Below are 16,787 nucleotides of genomic sequence, written 5' to 3'. Positions count from 1 at the left end.
GGAACGCGGGCGAATTTTACGAATGAACTGGAGACAGACATGACCAAGAGAGTAGTGTTCACGGGCGGGACCGGCAAAGCGGGGCGCCATGTCGTGCCGCATCTGGTGAGCAAGGGCTACGACGTGCTCAACCTCGATCTCAAGCCGCTCGACCTGCCGGGTGTGAACACGCTGATCACCGACGTGACCGATAGCGGTGCCGTCTTCAACGCGCTGACTATGCATCACGGTTTCGAAGGCTACGAGAAGGGCGCGCCGCCCTCGGCTCCCGATGCGGTCGTCCATTTCGCCGCGATCCCGCGCGTGCTGCTCGAGCCCGACAATGTCACCTTCGAGGCCAATGTGATCAGCACCTACAACGTGATCGAGGCCGCGATGAAGCTGGGCGTGCGCAAGGTGATCATCGCCTCCTCGGAGACCACCTATGGCGTGTGCTTCGCCGAGGGCGACAAGGATTTCCACAGTTTCCCGCTCGACGAGGATTACGACAGCGATCCGATGGACAGCTACGGCCTGTCGAAGGTCTGCAACGAAAAGACCGCGCGGGCCTTCGCCGCGCGTTACGGCGCCGATATCTACGCGCTGCGCATCGGCAATGTGATCGAGCCCGATGAATACGGCATGTTCAAGGATTTCATCGCCAACCCGATGAGCCGCAAGCGCAATGCCTGGAGCTATATCGACGCGCGCGATCTGGGCGAGATCGTGCATCTGTGCATCGAGAAGGACGGCCTCGGCTACGAGGTGTTCAACGCGGTCAACGACACGATCACCGCGGATATGCCGACGCCGGAATTCTTGCGGAAACATTGCCCCACCACCCCGATCACCCGCGAGATGGGATCCGACGAGGCGCCGATCTCGAACCGCAAGGCGCGCGAGGTTCTGGGCTTCAAGGAAGCCCATCCGTGGCGTAAATACGTCGATCTGTAAGTGTCAGTGGCGGGGCGGGACTTTCCCGCCCCGACCGGATAGCCTAGGCAAGCGTTCCCGCTATGTGCATCTGTTGTGACGGGCGGGGCCTGCCCGGACAGAGACGAAGGAACTGGCGCAAATGGGAACCAAGCAGCGTTTGCCGGACCGCAAGAGCAAGATCACCGTTCGCGAGGTCGCACGCCGCGCGAATGTGAGTGAATCGACGGTTTCGCGGATCATGCGCAACAAGGGCCTTGTCGCGGAGGCCACCCGCGAGAAGGTGATGGAGACGGTGCGCGCCATGGGCTACGTGCCCAACCGCATCGCGGGCTCGCTCGCATCGCTCGACAGTTTCCTGATCGGGGTCGTGATCCCGTCGCTGTCCAACATCGTCTTTCCCGAGGTGCTGCAAGGGGTCCATGCGGGGCTTGCCGACAGCGATCTGCAGCCGGTGATCTCGACCACGGATTACGATATCGACCGCGAAGAGGCGGTGGTGCGCGGCATCCTGGCGTGGAAGCCCGCCGCGATCCTGCTCGCGGGGTTCGAGCACACGGACGCGACCCGCAGGATGCTGGTTCAAAGCGATATCCGTGTGGTCGAGATGATGGATATCGACAGCACCCCGATCGACATCGCCGTGGGGACCTCGCACCGGCGCGCGGGCCATGCGATCGGGCGGCATCTGATCGCGCGGGGCTATCGCCATTTCGGTTATGTCGGCCATGACTGGGATGCCGACCGGCGCGCCCGTCTGCGCTACGAGGGCCTGTGCGAGGCGCTTGCGGAATCCGGCCTCTCGGTCGAAGCGCATGCGATGGCCGACGGACCGAGCTCGGTCGGGACGGGACGGGCCCAGACCGCACGGTTGCGCGCCGAGGCGCCGCAGGTGGATGTGGCGGTCTATTCGAATGACGATATGGCGGTGGGCGGCGTCTTTCACTGCCTCGCCGAGGGTATCAGCCTTCCCGACCAGTTCGCCATCTTCGGGTTCAACGGGCTCGATATCGGCAAGGAGCTTCCGCAGCCGCTCTCCACCGTGCGGTCGAACCGGTTCCTGATCGGCAAGCGGGCGATCGAGGAGGTTCTCGCCTCGCCCGAACGCCCCGGCCATCCGACAATCATTGACACCGATTTCGAAGTTTTCGCCGGAGCGACCGCCTGAGCGCAGGCCCGGCCAAATTCATAAGGAGACTGCCATGCACCCCGCACTCACCAAGGGCAATGTCGCCGTCGTCACCGGGGGCGCCTCGGGGATCGGCCTCGCCGCCGCACGCCACCTCGCAGGCCTCGGCCTGCGCGTCTGCATCGCCGATTTGCCGGGCGCGATGCTGGACGCGGCGCCCGCCGAACTGATCGCAGCCGGCGCGGCCGAGGCGGATGTGATGGCGATGGCCTGCGATGTCTCCGACCGGGCCCAGCTCGTCGCACTGGCCGAGGCGGTCGAGGCGAAATTCGGGCCGGTCAACGTGCTGATGAACAATGCCGGGATGCAGCCGGGCAGCTCGATCTTCGATGACGAAGGCAACTGGGACCGGATCATCGAGGTCAACATGGGCGGCATCATCCGCGGCAGCCAGATCTACGCCCCGCGAATGATCGCCTCCGGTGCGCCCGGCCTGATCCTCAATACCGGCTCGAAACAGGGGATCACGACCCCCCCGGGCGATCCGGCCTACAATGTCTCGAAGGCGGGGGTGAAAGCCTTCACCGAGGCTCTGCAACACGATCTGCGCAACCGTTCCGGCTGCCAGGTCGAGGCCAGGCTGTTCATTCCGGGCTTCGTCTTCACGCCGCTCACGGCCAATGGCCGGACCGAGAAACCCGCCGGTGCGTGGACGCCGGAACAGGTCGTGGAGTTCCTGTTCGAGTCGATCGACCGCGGCGATTTCTACATTCTGTGCCCGGACAATGACGTGGATCGCAAGACCGACGAGAAACGTATCCTCTGGGCGGCCGGGGATATCACCGAGAACCGCCCGCCGCTGTCGCGCTGGCATCCCGATTTCGGCGAGGCCTTCAAGGACTGGCTCAACAAGTGAGGGCGCCGCGATGACCCGCATCCACCGCATCGCGGCCATTCCCGGAGACGGCATCGGCCCCGAGGTGGTCGATGCGGCGCTGATCGCGCTCGACCATCTGAGCCGCCAGACGAACGCCTTCCGCCTCGAGGTGGACCGCTTCGACTGGGGCTCGGAGCGCTACCGCCGCGAGGGCGCCCTGATGCCCGAGGACGGGGCGCGCCAGCTTCTCCCGTATGATGCGATCCTGTTCGGCGCGGTCGGGGCACCCGACGTGCCCGATCACGTCACCCTCTGGGGGCTGCGGCTCGCGATCTGCCAGGGGCTCGACCAATATGCGAATGTGCGGCCCACGCGAATCCTGCCGGGAATCTCGAGCCCGCTCGAAGGGATCGGTCCCGGGGATCTCGACTGGGTCATCGTGCGCGAGAATTCCGAAGGCGAATATGCGGGCCAGGGCGGACGCAGCCATCGCGGCCGGCCGCATGAGATCGCGACCGAGACCGCGATCTTTACCCGCACCGGCGTCGAGCGGATCATGCGTTTCGCTTTCACGCTGGCCCGGTCACGCCCGCGCAAGCGCCTCACGGTGGTCACCAAGTCCAATGCCCAGCGATACGGGCTCGTGCTCTGGGACGAGATCGCGGCCGAGGTCGCGACCGAGTTTCCCGACGTGACATGGGACAAGATGCTGGTCGATGCGATGACCGTGCGGATGACGCTCGATCCGAAATCGCTCGACACCATCGTCGCGACGAACCTTCATGCCGATATCCTCTCCGATCTCGCGGCCGCGCTGGCCGGGTCGATCGGGATCGCGCCGACCGCGAACCTCAATCCCGAACGCCGGACCCCGTCGATGTTCGAGCCGATCCATGGCTCGGCCTTCGACATCACCGGCAAGGGCGTGGCCAATCCGGTCGGCACGTTCTGGAGCGCCGCGATGATGCTCGAACATCTCGGAGAGGACGAGGCCGCGGCGCGGCTGATGCGGGCGGTCGAGGCGGTGACCGCCGATCCGGCCGCGCGCACCCCCGATCTGGGCGGCACCGCGACGACCGCGCAGATGACCGAGCGGCTCTGCGCGGCGCTTGACGCAAAGGACTGAGAAGCTCGGCCCTTACGGATCGAGCAGCTTCGCCACCGCGCGCAACTCGAACTTCTGGATCTTGCCGGTCGAGGTTTTCGGGAGCTCCGCGAAGACCACGCGCTTGGGCGTCTTGAACCCGGCAAGCCGCGCCCGGCAGAAGGCGATCAGCTCCTCCTCGCTCGTCTCGGCCCCATCCTTCAACTCGACGAAAGCGCAGGGGACCTCGCCCCATTTCTCGTCCGGCTTTGCCACAACCGATGCGAGCGACACGGCCGGATGGGCGCATATCACCCCCTCGACCTCGACCGAGGAGACGTTCTCCCCGCCCGAGATGATGATATCCTTCGCCCGGTCGGTGATCTTGATATAGCCATCGGGATGCATGAAGGCGATGTCGCCGGAATGGAAGACGCCCTCCGCGAAGGCCTCGCGCGTCGCCTGCGGGTTCTTGTAATAGCCCTTCATCACCATGTTGCCGCGCATCACGATCTCGCCCAGATGCGCCGCGTCGCGCGCAACCTCCCGGCCCTGATCGAAGACCGTCACCTGCTCCATCATCGGCATCGAGACGCCGGTGCGGGCCTTGAGATCCGCGCGCGCATCGCCCGTGGTTCCGTCCCAGGACGGTTTCCACGTGCATTCGACGGCGGGGCCGTAGGTCTCGGTCAGCCCGTAGACCTGTGTGACGTTGAAGCCCAAGGGCTCGATCGCGGCGAGCGTTGCCGCGGGCGGCGGGGCCCCGGCGGTGAAGACCTCGACCACGTGATCGAAGGGACGGCGGTCTTCCTCCTTCGCATTGACGATCGTGTTCAGCACGATCGGCGCACCGCCGAAATGGGTGACGCCATGATCGGCGATCGCGTCATAGATGTTCTTCGCGCTCACGTCGCGGCAGCACACGACCGTGCCGCCGAGCATCGGGACCATCCAGCCATGGGTCCATGAATTGCAGTGAAAGAGCGGCACGATCGTCAGCAGCACCGGATAGAGCTGCATCCGCCACGAGATCATGTTGGCCTGGGTCGAGAGATAGGCGCCGCGATGGTGATAGACGACACCCTTGGGGCGCCCCGTCGTGCCGGAAGTGTAATTGAGCGCGATGCTCTCCCATTCGTCCTCGGGCATGATCCAGGAGAACATCGGATCGCCCTCGGCCACCAGGTCCTCATATTCGAGGTAATGCCCGGTCGGCTCGAACTCGTGCTCGGGATCGGCCACTTCCACGATCTGCGGAGCGGGGCCCTTCATCTTCTTCACCGCCTCTTCCGCAACCGGAAGGAAGGCCGTGTCGCAAAGCACGATCTTCGCCTGACCGTGTTCGAAGATATAGGCGACGGTATCGACGTCGAGCCGCGTGTTGATCGCGTTCAGGATCGCCCCGCAGGCGGGTACGCCGAAATGCGCCTCCATCTGCGGCAGGCTGTTGGGCAGGATGGTGGCCACCACGTCTCCGGCATCGACGCCGCGCCCCTTCAAGGCCGAGGCGAGATGGCTCACGCGGGCATGGTAGTCGAGATAGGAGAACTGGCGCGATCCGTAGATCAGCGCGATGCGTTCGGGAAACACTTCCAGCGCCCGGTCGAGATGCGACAGCGGGGTGAGCGGGACGTAATTCGCCGCGCATTTCTCCAGACCCGTTTCATCGGCAAGCCAGCCCATGAGATCCTCCTCCTTCGACGTCGAGGGGCATCTTCGGGTGCCCTCGGCGGAAAGGGAAGGGGTGTTGCGCAATCTTACGCACGACCTATGCTCCGCGCATGATCCTTTCGCGCGGTCGCCGCTACATCTTCATCCACATCCCGAAGACCGGGGGCACCGCACTGATGCAGGCGCTCGAGGCGCGGGCCTTGACGGATGACGTGCTCGTGGGGGACACGCCGAAGGCAAAGCGGCGCAGGGGTCGCCTCGACGGCATAGAGACGCGGGGACGGCTCTGGAAACATTCGACGCTCTCGGACGGGCTCGGGCTCTATTCCGAGCAAGACGCACGGGTGTTCTTCACCTTCACGCTCGTGCGCAATCCATGGGACCGGCTGGTGAGCTATTACCACTGGCTGCGCGACCAGCGCTTCGAGCACCCGGCCGTGCGGCGCGCGCAAAGCAGCGATTTCTCGGACTTCCTCAACGCGCCCGAAACGCAGGCGTCGATCGAAGCGGCGCCATACGGGAGCTACCTCACCCTTCCGGACGGGGTCGAGCACTGCGACCTCTTCCTCCGGCTCGAACACGCGGAAGAGGACGCCGCGCCGCTGCAAGCCCATCTGGGTTTCCCGGTCGTTCCTTTCGCGCGATGCAATGCCTCGCGCCGCGATCGGGACTGGCGGCCCTATTACAGCGATTCCGATGCGGCTCTCGTGGGGCGAATCTGTGCGCAGGATATCGCTCGCTTCGGGTATCGGTTCTGAGTTTCGCCGGAAAATTTCGCAAAATGCGAATACAGCCCGCGATCCCGGCCGTACATTAAGGACGTTTTTTTCCCGCAAAAGGCGAATGCCACTTTTTAGCCGCTTTTTCGCCCGGGAATTTTCTTGGGAATCGCCGTCACTGATTGTGACGGAGATGTGGCCCCCGCTGGGTCGCAATATGGAGACGCAGATGTTTCGAAGCGCCGCCAATATCTGGGAAGACAAGCTCGCGCGCGATGCCGCGGTCGCCCGCGCCTTCGCCGAGGACGCTCCCGAGATCAGCCCCGCCGAAGGCATCGTGGCCGGCACCCAGATCGCGACCGCGATGGGCTGGCGCCCGATCGAGGCGATCGCGGTTGGTGACCGCGTGATGACCTTCGATCATGGGCTTCGCCCGGTCGCGTCGGTCAAGCGTAGCGACCTCTGGCTGGGCGACGGGCGCTGCCCCTCGCATCTCGAACCGCTCGCGGTGCCGGAGGGGGCGCTCGGCAATCAGCGCCCGCTGCTGCTGCTTCCCGAACAGCCGGTTCTCGTCGAGAGCGACATGGCCGAGGCGCTTTTCGGCGATCCCTTCGTGCTGGTCCCGGCCGCGGCGCTCGAAGGCTATCGCGGCATTGGCCCGGTCACGCCGCATCGCCGCGTCGAAGTGGTCCTCCTCGAATTCGAGAGCGACGAGGTGGTCTATGCCAATGGCGCGGGAATGATCCGCTGCGGATCGGTTCATGACGGAGATGTCGAAACCATCCTCGAAGGCGACACGGTGAATTACGAAACCCTGCCTTTCGATATGGCCCGCTCGATCGTGGCGGGGCTCATCGACGAAGATCACCGTCCGCAAAACTACACCTTCGCGGCGGAATAAGAACCAAAGCAATCCTCCCGAAGAAGAGATGCCGCGCCCTCACAGGTGCGGCATTTCTCATTCACGGAGGGTTTCATTTACGAAGCGTGCGAGGCGTCACGATCCGGGGTCGCGCGCGCCAGCGCTGAAAACGCAAAAGCGCCGAGGTCTTGCGACCCCGGCGCCTTGCCCGGCCAGCGCGGCGGTGGGAACCGTTCCCGCGTGCAGGCCGTGCCGTTCCGATCAGGCCGCTTGCGCCGCCTGTCCCTCGCCGTAGCGACCGTAGAAGGTCTCGCCCTTGGCGGCGAGATCGCGCAGCAGCGCCGGGGCCTCGAAGCGCGCGCCGTATTGGGCGGTGAGGGCCTCGCAGATCTCGACCGCCTTGCCCGCGCCGATGATGTCGAGCCAGGAGAATGGGCCACCCGACCAGGGCGCAAAGCCCCAGCCCAGGATCGCGCCGACATCGCCTTCGCGGATGTCTTCGAGCACGCCCTGCTCAAACGCGCGCACGGCTTCCAGCACCTGCGCCATCAAAAGACGGTGCTGAACGTGATGGACGTCGGGCTGCTCGTCGGCGCGCGGATATTGCGCGTCGAGCCCGGACCACAGACCCTGCCGCTTGCCCTTCTCGTCGTACTCGTAGAAGCCCGCATTCGACTTGCGGCCCATCCGGCCCTTGTCGGCCATCCAGAACAGCACGTCATCCACGGCCCCGTCGGGATAGGCATCGCCCATCGCCGCCTTCGTGGCCTTGGCGATCTTCACGCCAAGATCGATCGAGGTCTCGTCGACCAGTTGCAGCGGCCCGAGCGGCATGCCCACCATCGTCGCGGCATGTTCGACCAGCGTGGGGTTCACCCCTTCGGCGACCATGCGAATGCCTTCGTTGATATAGGGGATGATGCAGCGGTTGGCGTAGAAGAAGCGCGCGTCATTGACCACGATCGGGGTCTTGCGGATCTGGCGTACGAAATCGAGCGCCTTGGCCACGGCGACCGGGCCGGTCTGCGCGCCCTTGATGATCTCGACCAGCATCATCTTGTCCACCGGAGAGAAGAAGTGGATGCCGATGAACTGCTCGGGCCGCGCGCTGGCTTTGGCGAGTTCCGTGATCGGAAGCGTCGAGGTGTTGGTCGCGAAGATCGCGTCTTGCGGGATGACGGCTTCGGCCTTCTTGGTGACCTCGGCCTTCACGCCCGGATCCTCGAATACCGCTTCCACGATCAGGTCGCAGGCTTCAAGCGCGGCGTAATCGGTCGTCGCGTTGATCCGGCCCAGCACCTCGGCCTTCTTCTCTTCGGTCACCTTCTTGCGCGAGATGCCCTTGTCGAGGATGCCCTCGGAATAGGACTTGCCGCGGTCGGCCGCCTCTTGGCTGTTGTCGATCAGCACGACCTCGATACCCGCATTGGCCGAGACGTAGGCGATGCCTGCACCCATCATGCCCGCGCCGAGAATGCCGACCTTCTTGACCCGCTGATCGGGCACGTCGGGGCGGTTCGCGCCCTTCTCCAGCGCGCCCTTGTTGATGAAGAGCGAACGGATCATCGAGGTCGAGGACGGGTTCATCAGCACATGGGTGAACCAGCGCGCCTCGATCTTGATCGCCTGATCGAAGGGCACCAGCGCCCCTTCATAGACCGCCGACAGCAGCGCCTTGGCCGCCGGATAGACGCCGTTGGTCTTGCCGTGCACCATCGCGGAGGCGCCGACGAAAGTCATGAAGCCTGCCGGGTGATAGGGCGCGCCGCCGGGCATCTTGAAACCTTTTGCGTCCCACGGCTTCACCAGATCGGCATCCTTCGCGTTCAGCACCCAGTCCTTGGCGGCGGCCAGCGGATCCTCGACCACCTCGTCGATCAGGCCGGCGGCCTTGGCTTTCTTCGGATCGGACAGCTTGCCTTCGAGCAGGAAGGGCGCAGCCGCCATCGCGCCGAGCTTGCGCGAGACGCGGGTGGTGCCGCCGCCGCCGGGGAAGATGCCGACCATGATCTCGGGCAGGCCGATCTTGGCCTTGGGGTTGTCGGCCGCGAAGATGCGATGCGTCGAGAGCGGCAGTTCCAGACCGATGCCGAGCGCGGTGCCGGGGATCGCGGTCGCGATCGGCTTGCCGCCCTTGTTGGTTTTCGGGTCCATGCCTGCGCGCTCGATCTTGCGCAGGACATGGTGCATCTGCATCACGCCGTCGAAGATCGCCTGCGCGCCGCCCTTGCGCATCTCGGCAATGACGTTGAGGTCCATGCCGCCCGCGAAATCGGGCTTGCCCGAGGTGATGACAACGCCTTTGCAGGCCTCGTCCGCCAGCGCCTTGTCGATGAAGCTGTCGAGGAGCGCGAAGCCCTCCATGCTCATCACGTTCATCGACTTCTCGGGCACGTCCCAGGTGATGACGGCGACGCCATCGGCGCCAAGTTCGTATTTGAAATCAGCCATGTTGTCCTCCCTTACACGCGCTCGATGATGGTCGCGGCACCCATGCCGGAGGCGACGCAAAGCGTGGCCAGACCGGTCGACAGGTCGCGCCGTTCCAATTCATCAAGCAGCGTGCCGATGATGATCGCGCCGGTGGCGCCGAGCGGGTGGCCAAGCGCGATTGCGCCGCCATTGACGTTCACTTTCGACGCATCGACCTGGAAGGCCTGCATGAAGCGCAGCACGACCGAGGCGAAGGCCTCGTTCACTTCGAACAGGTCGATATCCGAGATCGACATGCCCGAATCCTTCAGGATCTTCTCGGTCACCGGGACCGGGCCGGTCAGCATGATCGTCGGGTCGGTGCCGATCTTCGCGGTGGCGCGGATGCGCGCGCGCGGTTTCAGCCCGTGGGCCTCGCCGAATTCCTTGTTGCCGATCAGAACGGCAGCCGCGCCATCCACGATGCCCGAGCTGTTGCCCGCGTGGTGGACGTGGTTCACATGGTCGAGATGCGGGTATTTCAGCATCGCGACCTTGTCGAAGCCCGGCATCACCTCGCCCATCTCCTTGAAGGAGGGCTTGAGGCCGCCGAGGCTTTCCATCGTCGTGCCGGGGCGCGGGAATTCGTCATGATCGAGGATCGTCAGCCCGTTCTGGTCGAGAACCGGCACGATCGACTTGGCGAAACGGTTGTCCTTGATCGCCTCGGCCGCGCGGCGCTGCGACTCGACGGCCAGCGCGTCCACGTCCTCGCGCGAGAACCCGTATTCGGTCGCGATGATGTCGGCCGAGATCCCCTGCGGGACGAAATAGGTCTTCATCGCGAGGCTCGGGTCCACGGCGATTGCCGCCCCGTCCGATCCCATCGCGACACGTCCCATCATCTCGACGCCGCCCGCGATATAGGCCTGACCTGCGCCACCCTTCACCTGGTTCGCGGCGAGGTTCACCGCTTCCATCCCGGACGCGCAGAACCGGTTGATCGACAGGCCCGGGATCCGCTCGTCGAGATCCGAAAGCAGCACCGCCGAGCGGGCCAGACAGCCGCCCTGTTCCATCACCTGGGTCGCATTGCCCCAGATCACGTCCTCGACCGCGTGGCCCTCGAGCCCGTTGCGCTCCTTCACCGCGGTCAACAGCCGCGCCGAGAGCGCGACCGAGCTGACCTCGTGCAGCGAACCGTCCTTGCGGCCCTTGCCCCGCGGGGTGCGCGCGGCGTCATAGATATAGGCGTCCGTCATCTTTCCTCCTCACGCCCGGTCGGAAGGGTTGCCGGGCATCAAATCATAGGGGTGTTTCCAACCGGGCAGGGCACTGATGCCATCCAGCCAGCGGTCGATATTGGGAAATTCCTTGCGCTCGAAGCCGAAAGGCTCGGGGTAGTAGAGGTAGCCGCAGCAGGCGAAATCGGCGAGGCTGGGCGCGTCGCCGACGATCCAGTCGCGACCCTGCAGATGGCCCTCCAGAGTGGCGAGCGCGGTCAGCACCCGGCCCTTGAGCCACCTGATCGCCTCTTGCGGTCTCTTTTCCTCGGGCAGGAAGTTCATCAGGAACCGCAAGGAGCCTTGCTGACCCGATCCCTTCTGCCCGTCCCAGAACAGCCAGCGCATTATCTCGTTGCGGTCCTCGGCGAGAAACTTGCCGGTCTTCTCGGCCACATGGAGCTGGATCACGCAGCTCTGGGTCAGCGTCAGATCGCCCTCGACGAAGACCGGCGCCTCGCCCATCTCGTTGAGTGCCCGATAGTCGGAACTGCGCGCCTCGCCATTGAAGAAATCGACATAGACGGGCTCCCAGTCGTAACCCGCAAGTTCCATCGTCAGCGCCGCCTTGTAGGCGTTGCCGGACTCGCCGAAGCAGTAAAGCTTTGCCGCCATCGTCGCGGACCTCCCTCGTCTCGGCCATCAATCTGGCCCTTAAGTGACGCGAACGTAAGCCCCTCGCGGGCGTTTCGCCGCAACGTCATTCGAACACGACGTTGCGTCGATTGCGAGGCTAGGGAGGCCGTTCCGTGACGGGAGATGAAGGGAAGGTGAATGGGCGTGCTCAGGCGCCGGCCCGAAAGCTCAGTCGACCGCCTCGATCCGGCCTTCCGGGAATGCCACCTTGGTGAAATCGGGATAGACCTTGCGCAGGGTGGCGAGCTGGGTGGGGCTGTCGATGCGGACCAGATACCATTCCGCGCCGTCCTTCAGGGCGAGGGTCGTGTTCGTCGCGCGGACCTCGCCGAGATCGGGTGTCTTCATCACCGAACGGGTCGGGATCATCGCATAGGCGCGGCCCGCGGGCGTCGTCCCTGTCGTCATCGCGCCCAGATCCATATCGAAGCTCAGGAGCGTGGCCGAAGCCATCGCCTTGGTGATCTGGCGCTCCATCACCCCCTCGAGCTTGTCCACGCTCAACCCCGCCTGCCGGGCTATCTCCTGCATCATCCTCGGCGGGACGGTCTCGAAGAAGACGGCGTATCGCTTTTCCTGCACCGCCTTCTCGAACCCCGCCACCTCCTGCGTCACCGCGTTGCGGTCCGCCGCATCGAAAGCCGCCGCGGGCAGGGCGGAGATAATCGTCGCCGCGAGGATGAGGGAGAGGCGCAGCATCACGGTCCTCGCGGCAGTCAGGCCTTGCGCGCGGCGAGCTCGGCCTTGAACAGGTTCAGCCGGTGATTGAGGTTGTCCTCGTTCATGATCGAGTTGAAATGCTCGAAGAAGAAGGTCAGCGCCTCGTCGGGGGAAATCTCGGCCTCCTGCGCGAAGCGGTTGAGGCGGCGATAGGCGTCGTTCGTCATCGCGACGGGAAAACGGCGGGTGAGCTTGAGTCGTTTGGGCATGGGGCTTTCGGAGGAATTGGCGTTTTTCCGACTCTAGGAAAGTTCGCGCGGACTTGCCATTGCCGATTGGCCGTCCTTTCAAAGCTGGTCCCAGGCGCTCAGGCCGAGCTTGCGCGCGCGCCACTGGTGGAACGACGCCATCGCGCCCCCCACCAGGATCGCCTGCAGGAGAAGTGCGGCGCTGTCATTGCCGGAAGAGAGAGCGGGAATCGCGAGATCCACCGCCCAGTCGATCAGGCTGGCAAGAATGAGATAGGCCGAACCGTAGAGCATCAGCACCTGTGGCCAAGGCAGGTAGGAGACCGGCCGCGGCGAGAACCCGGCCCAGATCAGGAACCGATGCAGAAAGGGCAGGCGGCCGGTGCCAAGCACCCCGCGTGCGCGCAGCTCCGCCAGGGCGGCGGCGTAGCGGCGATTGGTTTCGGTTCTTCCCAGATACATGGCGCGTCGGTCCTTGCGTTCCCCCATGAGGTTAACGCAGGCCGGGCGTCAGACAATCGCGGCGGCGGACACATCGCTGCACATGCTGGTGAGCGAAATGAAAGACGGCGGGCCTGGGCCCGCCGTCGTGAAGCGTGATCCGGAGGGGATCAGAACTGATCGTCGGCCAGTGCCATGACCGGATCGGCCCCGGTCTCGATCCGCGCCAGATGCATCGCGCAGGCCGGAAGCTGGCGCGCCATGTAATAGCGGCCCGTGGCGATCTTGCCCTCGTAGAAGGCCTTGTCCGACGCACCGTTGTCGAGCGCGGTAAAGGCGGCTTTCGCCATCCGCGTCCACATCAGGCCGAGACAGACATGGCCCATCAGGTGCATGAAGTCATAGCTGCCCGACAGCGCCGCGTTCGGGTTCTTCATGCCGTTCTGCATGAAGAACATGCCCGCCGCCTGAAGCTGCTTCGAGGCGGCCTTGAGCGCATCGGTGAAGGGCTTCATCCGCTCGTCACCGTCATGCGATTTGCACTCGGCCTTGACCATCTCGAAGAAGGCCATGACATGCTTGCCGCCATCCTGCGCGAGCTTGCGGCCCACGAGGTCGAGCGCCTGGATGCCGTTCGCGCCCTCGTAGATCATCGCGATGCGCGCGTCGCGCACATGCTGCGACATCGGCCAGTCCTCGGTATAGCCGTGGCCACCGAAGACCTGCTGCGCCGAGACGGCGGTCTCGAAGCCCTTGTCGGTCAGGAAGCCCTTGATGACCGGGGTCATCAGCGAGATCAGACCTTCCGCCTCGGCGTCATCCGCCTTGTGCGAGCGGTCGATCAGATGCGCACCCCAGAAGGTGAAGGCGCGCGCGCCCTCGACGAAGCTTTTCTGGTCCATCAGCATCCGGCGCACGTCGGGGTGCACGATGATCGGGTCGGCGGCCTTCTCGGGCGCCGCGGCACCGGTCACCGCGCGGCCCTGCGTGCGGTCCTTGGCATAGGCCACGGCTTCCTGATAGGCGGCTTCGGCCACGGCGTAGCCCTGCAGGCCCACGCCCAGACGTGCCTCGTTCATCATCGTGAACATCGCGCGCATGCCCTTGTGCAGGTCGCCCAGCAGCCAGCCTTTCGCGCCGTCATAGTTCATGACGCAGGTCGCGTTGCCGTGGATGCCCATCTTCTCTTCGAGCTTGCCGACCGAGAGCGAGTTACGCTCGCCCAGCGAACCGTCCGCGTTCACCAGGAATTTCGGCACGATGAAGAGCGAGATGCCCTTGGTGCCTTCGCCGCCGCCCGGCGCTTTCGCCAGCACGAGGTGGATCACGTTTTCGCTCAGGTCGTGATCGCCTGCCGAGATGAAGATCTTGGTGCCGGTGATCAGGTAGGAGCCATCGTCCTGCGGATCGGCCTTGGTGCGCATCATCCCCAGATCGGTGCCGCAATGCGGCTCGGTCAGGTTCATCGTGCCGGTCCAGTCGCAGGTGACCATCTTCGGCAGATAGGTGGCCTTCTGCTCGTCGGTGCCGTGGGCGTGGATCGCCGAATAGGCGCCATGCGTCAGGCCCTGATACATGTTGAAGGCCATGTTGGCCGAGACGAACATCTCGCCCACCGCGCAGTTGAGCAGGTAGGGCATGCCCTGACCGCCATATTCGGGATCGCAGTCGAGCGCGGTCCAGCCGCCTTCCTTCATCGCCGCGAAAGCCGCGTCGAAGCCCTTGGGCGTGCGCACCACGCCATTCTCGAGCACGCAGCCCTCCTTGTCGCCCACTTCGTTGAGCGGCGCCAGAACCTCGGAGGACACCTTGCCTGCCGCATCCAGCACGGCCTCGGTGAAATCGCGGTCCATCTCCTCGTAGCCGGGCACGCCCGCTTCCGAGATCTTGAGGACCTCGTGCAGCACGAACTGCATATCCTTGGTGTTGGCGATAAAGCTCGACATGGCTCGCTCCCTTTTCGTCGTCGCGGATCAGGCCGCGTCGTCGTGGCGGGCCTTCTCCAGTTGCTTTTCCGCCCAGTCGATCTGTTGGGTCAGTTCGTCGATCGTCTGACCCAGCTCGTCGCGCTGGCGTTTCATCTCCTCAAGACGCTGATGGGCGAGCTTCACGGTCTCGCTCAGTTGCGTCTTCTGCTGGTCGCCCATCTCGTAGAGGTCCAGAAGCTGGCGGATATCCTCCAGGCTGAAGCCGAAGCGCTTGCCGCGCAGGATAAGCTTCAGCCGGGCGCGATCGCGTCGCGTGAACAGCCGCTTCTGGCCCTCGCGGATGGGGAACAGCAACTCCTTGCTCTCGTAGAACCGCAGGGTGCGCGGGGTCACGTTGAACGCGTCGCACATCTCGCGGATCGTCAAAACAGTCTCGGTCATACTCTCTGCCTCGCATTGCCTTTGCGTAATGCGGCTCGGCAGATCGTCTGTCCGAAGCCACATTACAAGAGTTCTTGACGTTCGCGTCACCGTAACGTGGCGTCACGGTTTTGGTGACGTGATGTCAGGGAAATTCCACCGTCGGGTAAATCGTTCCTTTCGCGGTTTCCCGCTGCATTCGTCACGTGGGAGGGCCCCTCTTAGAGGGGCGGTGACGCTAAGGAAAGCGCTTCATCTTCAGGAATCAAGGGGCCGGGCGACCTGATCACGCAATTGTCTGAGGTCGTCGATCGCGCTCTCGAGCTCTTGCTTCTGCTGGGCCAGAACATCCAGTTGCCGGTCGGCCATCTCGATCCAGACCCGGTTCTGTTCGTCGGTGCCCTGCTGGTCGTAGATCATCAGCCATTGCCGCACCTCCTCGAGCGAGAAGCCGAAGCGGCGGCCGCGCAGGATGAGCGTCATCCGGGCCACCTCGCGCGGTCCGTAATAGCGGGAACGGCCTTCCTTCTGAGGACTGAGAAGCTCGATATATTCGTAATATCGCAGGGTGCGGGGGGTCACGTCGAACCGCTCGCACATCTCCTTGAAAGACATCAACTCGGACATGAAGGGCCTCCCGTTGAGGCGAGAAGCTAGCGTGCCCGGCGGCAGGCTGCAAGCTGCGAGCCGCCGCCCGGGCAGGTCGATGCTCAAATTTCGATCGACTTGAGAAGTTCGGGCTCGATCACCTCGACGCCCGGAAGCGCATCGATCAGCGGCTGGGCCGACTGTTCGAGCAACGGGAAGGTCTTGTAGTGGCAGGGGATGATCGTCTTGAAGTCGAAATACTTCTTCGCCGCCCATGCCGCGCGCTTCATGTCCATCGTGTAATGGCCGCCCGCAGCGATGATCCCGATATCGGGATTGTGCAGCTCGCCCATCCATTCCATGTCGGCCATGATGTCGGTATCGCCGGAGACATAGATCGTGTGGCCCTCGGCCTCGATCATGAAGCCCGCGGGCTGGCCGGCATAGATCGGCTCGCCGCCCTTGTAGTCGACCGAGGCGGAATGGGTCGCGTTCACCATCGTCACCTTCACGCCGTTCAGATCGACGGTGCCGCCCTTGCCGAAGCCGACCGTCTCGGCCCCGTCCTTGCCGAGGATGATCGACATTTCGTGGATGCAATAGACCGGGATGCCCAACTCCTTCGCGATCGGAACCGCGTCCGAGGCGTGATCGCCGTGGCCATGGGTCAGAAGGAGATGCGTCGCCCCCGCGATCGCCTCTGCGCGCTTCTCGTCGGGGAAGACGGGGGAGCCGGTCAGGAACGGGTCGAGCAGGATCACCGCGTCGCCGCTCTCGATGCGGAAGCCGGAATGGCCGAGCCAGGTCAGTTTCATTTTGAGTCCTCCTTTGCTGCCCGAGAGTGTAGGGCACATTTCCGCGCGCGACAGGGGCGGAAGCCTTCACGAAGGGGCGGGGCGCTTGAAAGCCCCCGTGGC

17 protein-coding genes are annotated in these 16,787 nt (G+C 64.4%); 6 read left to right on the top strand and 11 right to left on the bottom strand.

Features of this window, described 5'->3' with window-relative positions:
* The first annotated feature begins 39 nt into the window (after window positions 1-39).
* The 4 genes from DW2_RS05325 (at window position 40) to DW2_RS05310 (ending at window position 4,044) form a co-directional block, all read left to right on the top strand.
* Window positions 40-933, top strand: a complete 894-nt coding sequence (locus tag DW2_RS05325; protein ID WP_038144282.1) for an NAD-dependent epimerase/dehydratase family protein — start codon at window positions 40-42, stop codon at window positions 931-933.
* Window positions 934-1,054: 121 nt separating this feature from the next.
* A complete protein-coding gene (locus DW2_RS05320; protein ID WP_038144281.1) occupies window positions 1,055-2,080 on the top strand; it encodes a LacI family DNA-binding transcriptional regulator in 1,026 nt (341 codons plus the stop codon).
* A 34-nt stretch (window positions 2,081-2,114) separates the two neighbouring features.
* Window positions 2,115-2,957, top strand: a complete 843-nt coding sequence (locus tag DW2_RS05315; protein WP_038144280.1) for an SDR family NAD(P)-dependent oxidoreductase — start codon at window positions 2,115-2,117, stop codon at window positions 2,955-2,957.
* Window positions 2,958-2,967: 10 nt separating this feature from the next.
* Window positions 2,968-4,044: a tartrate dehydrogenase gene (locus DW2_RS05310; protein WP_038144279.1), complete on the top strand. Its 1,077-nt coding sequence runs from the start codon at window positions 2,968-2,970 to the stop codon at window positions 4,042-4,044.
* Window positions 4,045-4,056: 12 nt separating this feature from the next.
* Here the strand turns inward: DW2_RS05310 and DW2_RS05305 are convergent, their stop codons facing one another.
* Window positions 4,057-5,685 (bottom strand): AMP-binding protein, encoded by a 1,629-nt coding sequence (locus DW2_RS05305; protein WP_038144278.1) that lies wholly within the window; start codon window positions 5,683-5,685, stop codon window positions 4,057-4,059.
* 98 nt (window positions 5,686-5,783) lie between these two features.
* Between DW2_RS05305 and DW2_RS05300 the strand changes: the two genes are divergently transcribed.
* Window positions 5,784-6,431 (top strand): sulfotransferase family 2 domain-containing protein, encoded by a 648-nt coding sequence (locus DW2_RS05300; RefSeq protein ID WP_038144277.1) that lies wholly within the window; start codon window positions 5,784-5,786, stop codon window positions 6,429-6,431.
* A 190-nt stretch (window positions 6,432-6,621) separates the two neighbouring features.
* Window positions 6,622-7,293, top strand: a complete 672-nt coding sequence (locus tag DW2_RS05295; RefSeq protein ID WP_162178887.1) for a Hint domain-containing protein — start codon at window positions 6,622-6,624, stop codon at window positions 7,291-7,293.
* Window positions 7,294-7,515: 222 nt separating this feature from the next.
* Here the strand turns inward: DW2_RS05295 and DW2_RS05290 are convergent, their stop codons facing one another.
* The 10 genes from DW2_RS05290 to DW2_RS05245 all read right to left on the bottom strand — a co-directional run bounded on the left by DW2_RS05290 (window position 7,516) and on the right by DW2_RS05245 (window position 16,685).
* The gene (locus DW2_RS05290; protein WP_038144276.1) at window positions 7,516-9,705 is read right to left on the bottom strand and encodes a 3-hydroxyacyl-CoA dehydrogenase NAD-binding domain-containing protein; all 2,190 of its coding nucleotides are present in this window, start codon (window positions 9,703-9,705) and stop codon (window positions 7,516-7,518) included.
* An 11-nt stretch (window positions 9,706-9,716) separates the two neighbouring features.
* Window positions 9,717-10,928, bottom strand: coding sequence for an acetyl-CoA C-acetyltransferase (locus DW2_RS05285; RefSeq protein WP_038144275.1), 1,212 nt, complete (start codon window positions 10,926-10,928; stop codon window positions 9,717-9,719).
* Window positions 10,929-10,937: 9 nt separating this feature from the next.
* Window positions 10,938-11,564, bottom strand: a complete 627-nt coding sequence (locus DW2_RS05280; protein WP_038144274.1) for a glutathione S-transferase family protein — start codon at window positions 11,562-11,564, stop codon at window positions 10,938-10,940.
* A 189-nt stretch (window positions 11,565-11,753) separates the two neighbouring features.
* Entirely contained in the window at window positions 11,754-12,284 is a 531-nt protein-coding gene (locus tag DW2_RS05275; protein ID WP_038144273.1) for a hypothetical protein, read from the bottom strand.
* Between the two features lie 17 nt (window positions 12,285-12,301).
* Window positions 12,302-12,514: a hypothetical protein gene (locus DW2_RS05270; RefSeq protein WP_038144272.1), complete on the bottom strand. Its 213-nt coding sequence runs from the start codon at window positions 12,512-12,514 to the stop codon at window positions 12,302-12,304.
* Between the two features lie 78 nt (window positions 12,515-12,592).
* Window positions 12,593-12,955 (bottom strand): DUF6404 family protein, encoded by a 363-nt coding sequence (locus DW2_RS05265; RefSeq protein WP_038144271.1) that lies wholly within the window; start codon window positions 12,953-12,955, stop codon window positions 12,593-12,595.
* A gap of 149 nt (window positions 12,956-13,104) precedes the next feature.
* Complete coding sequence (locus DW2_RS05260) at window positions 13,105-14,880, bottom strand: acyl-CoA dehydrogenase C-terminal domain-containing protein (protein ID WP_038144270.1); 1,776 nt, start codon at window positions 14,878-14,880, stop codon at window positions 13,105-13,107.
* A gap of 27 nt (window positions 14,881-14,907) precedes the next feature.
* On the bottom strand, window positions 14,908-15,303 hold the full coding sequence (locus DW2_RS05255; protein ID WP_038144269.1) for a MerR family transcriptional regulator: 396 nt from the start codon (window positions 15,301-15,303) through the stop codon (window positions 14,908-14,910).
* 237 nt (window positions 15,304-15,540) lie between these two features.
* Window positions 15,541-15,909: a MerR family transcriptional regulator gene (locus DW2_RS05250; protein WP_038144268.1), complete on the bottom strand. Its 369-nt coding sequence runs from the start codon at window positions 15,907-15,909 to the stop codon at window positions 15,541-15,543.
* A gap of 83 nt (window positions 15,910-15,992) precedes the next feature.
* Window positions 15,993-16,685 carry a metal-dependent hydrolase gene (locus DW2_RS05245; protein WP_038144267.1) on the bottom strand — a complete coding sequence of 231 codons (693 nt, stop codon included), beginning with the start codon at window positions 16,683-16,685 and terminating at the stop codon, window positions 15,993-15,995.
* Window positions 16,686-16,787 lie beyond the last annotated feature (102 nt).

Source organism: Thioclava atlantica, assembly GCF_000737065.1.
GTDB lineage: Bacteria > Pseudomonadota > Alphaproteobacteria > Rhodobacterales > Rhodobacteraceae > Thioclava > Thioclava atlantica.
Note: the sequence above shows the minus strand (reverse complement) of the source record. Positions and strands in the feature narration are given on the sequence as shown.